Annotated in this window: 4 protein-coding genes; 2 read left to right on the top strand and 2 right to left on the bottom strand. The window is 73.6% G+C overall.

The features are described 5' to 3' along the window. Together GL263_RS22390 and hmgA are read right to left on the bottom strand one after the other, a co-directional pair. A partial coding sequence (locus GL263_RS22390) for a GntR family transcriptional regulator (protein WP_182857553.1) occupies positions 1–746 on the bottom strand: 746 nt, incomplete at its 3' end. Positions 747–767: 21 nt separating this feature from the next. Beyond that, positions 768–2,108: a homogentisate 1,2-dioxygenase gene (gene hmgA, locus GL263_RS22395; RefSeq protein WP_182857554.1), complete on the bottom strand. Its 1,341-nt coding sequence runs from the start codon at positions 2,106–2,108 to the stop codon at positions 768–770. Between the two features lie 171 nt (positions 2,109–2,279). Here hmgA and GL263_RS22400 point away from each other — a divergent pair, with 171 nt between their 5' ends. Continuing rightward, on the top strand, positions 2,280–3,698 hold the full coding sequence (locus GL263_RS22400) for an aldehyde dehydrogenase family protein (protein ID WP_182857555.1): 1,419 nt from the start codon (positions 2,280–2,282) through the stop codon (positions 3,696–3,698). Positions 3,699–3,807: 109 nt separating this feature from the next. Then, on the top strand, positions 3,808–4,376 hold a 569-nt coding region (locus GL263_RS22405; protein ID WP_182857556.1), incomplete at its 3' end, for an alcohol dehydrogenase catalytic domain-containing protein.

Raw genomic sequence — 4,376 nt, forward strand, 5'->3', positions numbered from 1 at the left:
CTGACGTTCTCCACGGTCACCGAGAAGGAGAACCGGTCGCCCCGGTAACGGATGCGCGCCACGTCCACCACGGCGCCCGTGTCGTCGTAGGTGATCCCGGTGTAGTGCAGGATCGGGCTCAGCAGCGGCACGTCGAGCAGCCGTGCGGTCTCCGGATCGGCCAGCCGGGCCTCGACGGTGTCGGTGATCCGGCTGATGCGCACTCCGACCTCGTCGCGCAGCAGCTTGGTCATCGGCATCCGGGTCAGCACCGCCGGGTCGACGTGCGCGGCCACGGCGGCCGGGATCAGGTTCTCCGCCCAGTTGGTCGGCTCGCCGGTGACCCGGTCGCGGCGCAGCCGCCGGAAGCCGACGACCTCGCGGTCGCCGAAGTGCTCCGCCAGTTCGGCGGGCACGGGTGCCGGGCCGTGGCCGAGCAGCGTGGTGTCCTCACCGGACTGCTGGGCCACGATCGCGTCGACGGAGCCGAGCAGCCGTACCGTCCGCTCCCGTCTGGCCTCCGCCTCGATGAAGGTGCCGCGCCGGCGGTGCCGGCTGATCAGGCCCTCCGACTCCAGCTCCTTGAGCGCCTGCCGCATGGTCAGCACGCTGACGCCGTAGTGCTCGGCCAGCGCCTCCTCGGTGGGCAGCCGCAGCGGGGCGTCCGGGGACCTGCCCAGGATGGACGCCCGCAGCGACTGCGACACCTGGTACCACAGCGGCAGCTTGCGGTTGAGCGAGAGTGAGTCAGGGGCGAAGACGGACAAGGCACCTCCCGGCCACTCATACTACGAGCGGAAGTGCCGCTCCAGCCCCCGCCAGACGTCGTCGTAGCCGCGCTGGAGGTGGTCGGCGGCCCCGGCCTGCTCGGTGCAGACCACCGGCCAGCGCGTCTCGAACATGAAGGCGAGGCCGTCGTCGACCTTCTGCGGCACGAGTTCGGCCGCGCTGGCCCGGTCGAACGTCTCCCGGTCGGGGCCGTGCGCGGACATCATGTTGTGCAGTGAGCCGCCGCCGGGGACGAAGCCCTCCGCCTTGGCGTCGTAGGCGCCCTCGACGAGGCCCATGTACTCGCTCATCACGTTCCGATGGAAGTACGGCGGCCGGAAGGTGTCCTCGCCGACGAGCCAGCGCGGCGCGAAGACGACAAAGTCGACGTTGGCCAGCCCCGGGGTGTCGGTCGGGGAGGTCAGCACGGTGAAGATCGACGGGTCCGGGTGGTCGTAGCTGATCGTCCCGATGACGTTGAAGCGCCGCAGGTCGTAGACGTACGGGGTCAGGTTGCCGTGCCAGGCCACGACGTCCAGCGGGGAGTGCGGGTACCGCGCCGCCCACAGGTTGCCGCCGTACTTGTTGACCACCTCCACCTCGCGCTCGGCCTCCTCGAAGGCCGCCGTCGGGGCGAGGAAGTCGCGCGGGTTGGCGAGGCCGTTCGCCCCGATGGGGCCGAGGTCGGGCAGGACGAAGGGGGCGCCGTAGTTCTCGCAGACGTAGCCGCGCGCGGCGTCGGCCAGCAACTCCACCCGGAAGCGCACCCCGCGCGGGACGAGCGCGATCTGCGAGGGTTCGACGGCCAGCCGGCCGAACTCGGTGTGCAGCAGCAGGCCGCCGCTCTCCGGGACGATCAGCAGCTCGCCGTCGGCGTCGGAGAAGACCCGGTCGGTCATCGAGGCGTTGGCGTGGTACAGGTGCACGGCCATGCCGGAGCGCTGCAGGGGGTCGCCGTTGCCGCCGACGGTCCACAGCGAGGAGAGGAAGTCGGTGCCGGCGGGCGGCTCCGGCAGCGGGTTCCAGCGCAGCCGGTTGGGGTCCGGGACGGCGGTGAACGGGCCGGACCGCAGGGCGCCGTTGTCCACGCGGTGGAAGGCCGGGTGCGCGGCCGACGGTCGGACGCGGTACAGCCAGGACCGGCGGTTGTGCGCCCTGGGCTGGGTGAACGCCGTACCGCTGAGCTGCTCGGCGTACAGGCCGAGCGGCGCGCGCTGGGGCGAGTTGCGGCCGACCGGCAGCGCGCCCGTGACCGCCTCGCTGCTGTGCTCGTTGCCGAAGCCGGAGGAGTACTCCAGCTCCTGGGCCGTCTTCCGGGCCAGCTCCCGGGCCGTCCCGCGTGCCTGCTCGCCGTCGCTCATCGTCTCGCCGCTCCCGCCGCTGTCGACCGTTATTCCTATGCATGACCATAGGAATAAGTGGGGACCCGGGCAAGCCCCCGCGCGGGGGAGTCGGGGCGCGGGCTTCGGACGTCGGCCGGGAACAGCCGGGAAGGGGTGGCATCCGGTAACTAGCGGCGCTAGTTTGTCTCCATGCAGGCACACGACGCGATGTTCATCGACGGATCCTGGCGGCCTCCGCTGGGCACCTCCGCCATCGAGGTCCGCGACCCCTCCCACGAAGGTGTCATCGGCGAGGTGCCGGCCGGCGGCGCCGCGGACGTGGACGCCGCCGTCGCGGCGGCCCGCGCCGCCCTCCCCGGCTGGGCGGCCACCGCACCCGCCAGGCGGGCCGAGCACCTCACCGCGCTGCGCGACGCGCTGGCCGCCCGCCGGGAGGAGATCGCCGACACCGTCACCTCGGAACTCGGCGCGCCGCTCTCCTTCGCCAGGGCCGTCCACGCCGACCTCCCGATCACCGTGGCCGGGTCCTACGCGCGGCTCGCCGCCACGTACGAGTTCGAGGAGCGCGTCGGCAACTCCCGCGTCTTCCAGGACCCGGTCGGCGTCGTCGGCGCCATCACCCCGTGGAACTACCCGCTGCACCAGGTCGTCGCCAAGGCCGCGCCCGCGCTGGCCGCCGGCTGCACGATGGTCCTCAAACCCGCCGAGGACACCCCGCTGGTCGCCCAGCTGTTCGCCGAGGCGGTGGCCGCCGCCGGCCTCCCGCCCGGCGTGTTCAACCTCGTCACCGGTCACGGCCCGGAGGCCGGCGAGGCGCTGGCCGGCCACCCGGACGTCGACATGGTCTCCTTCACCGGCTCCACCGCCGTCGGCGCCCGGATCGGGGCCGCCGCGGGACGGGCGGTCAGGCCCGTCGCCCTGGAACTCGGCGGCAAGTCCGCGAACGTCGTGCTTCCCGGCGCCGACCTGACCCGCGCGGTGAAGGCGGGCGTGGCGAACGTCATGGCCAACTCCGGTCAGACGTGCAGCGCATGGACACGGCTGCTGGTCCACGAGAGCCACTACGAGGAGGCCGTGGAGCTGGCGGTCGCCGCCGCCGCCCGGCACCCCGTCGGAGACCCGCGCGCCGACGGCACCCGGGTGGGCCCGCTGGTCAGCGCCGCACAGCGGGAGCGGGTCACCGGCTACCTGGAGAAGGGCCTCGCCGAGGGCGCCCACGCGGCGTGCGGCGGGCCCGGCGTCCCGGCCGGCCTGGCCCGCGGCTACTACGTGCGGCCCACGGTGCTCGCCGGCGTCACCCCGGAGATGACGGTCGCCCAGGAGGAGATCTTCGGTCCGGTGCTGGCCGTGCTGAGCTTCGTGGACGCCGAGGACGCGCTGCGGATCGCCGACGGCACCGACTACGGCCTCTCCGGCGCGGTCTGGGCACGCGACGAGGAGGAGGCCGTCGCCTTCGCCCGCCGGCTGCGGACCGGGCAGGTGGACGTCAACGGCGGCCGCTTCAACCCGCTGGCGCCCTTCGGCGGCCACAAACGCTCGGGCGTCGGCCGCGAGTTGGGCCGGCACGGGCTGACCGAGTACCTGCACACCCAGTCCCTGCAGTTCTGAGCGACCGGCACCTGAGCAGCCCGGTTCTGAGCGACCCGCATTTGAGCGACCCCCAGTTGAGCGACCCGAACAGTCCGCGCGCAGTTCCTCTCGGGAAGGCCACCGTCTGATGTCTACCGTCCGCGCCGCAGTGCTGCCCGCCGTGGGAGCGCCGCTGGAGATCACCGACATACGCGTTCCCGAACCCGGCCCCGGCCGGGTGAGGGTGCGGCTGGCCGCCGCCGGCGTCTGCCACTCCGACCTCTCGCTCAGCAACGGCACCCTGCGCCAGCCGGTGCCGGCGGTGCTGGGCCACGAGGGCTCCGGCACGGTCGTGGCCGTCGGCGAGGGGGTGGAGACGGTGGCGCCGGGGGAGCGGGTTGTCCTGAACTGGGCGCCCGCGTGCGGCGCCTGCCACCACTGCGCGGAGCTGGCCGAGCCCTGGCTCTGCCTCCACGCGGGCGCCGCCACCACCGTGCCGTACGCCGAGAGCGCGCGGGGCGCGCAGCTCTATCCGGGGCTGAGCGTCGCCGCGTTCGCGGAGGAGACCGTGGTCCCGGCGAATGCCGTGCTGCCGCTGCCGGACGGGGTGCCGCTGGTCGACGCCGCCCTGCTCGGCTGCGCGGTGCTCACCGGGCACGGCGCGGTCAACCATGCCGCCCGGGTGCGGAAGGGCGAGTCGGTGGCGGTGTTCGGGCT

Origin of the sequence: Streptomyces durbertensis (assembly GCF_014156695.1) — a bacterium.
Lineage (GTDB): Bacteria > Actinomycetota > Actinomycetes > Streptomycetales > Streptomycetaceae > Streptomyces > Streptomyces durbertensis.

What these genes read in the sequence shown, in the direction of transcription:
- hmgA (WP_182857554.1), bottom strand. Translation starts at nt 2,108, where the DNA reads ATGAGCGACGGCGAGCAGGCACGCGGGACGGCCCGGGAGCTGGCCCGG.
- GL263_RS22400 (WP_182857555.1), top strand. Translation starts at nt 2,280, where the DNA reads ATGCAGGCACACGACGCGATGTTCATCGACGGATCCTGGCGGCCTCCG.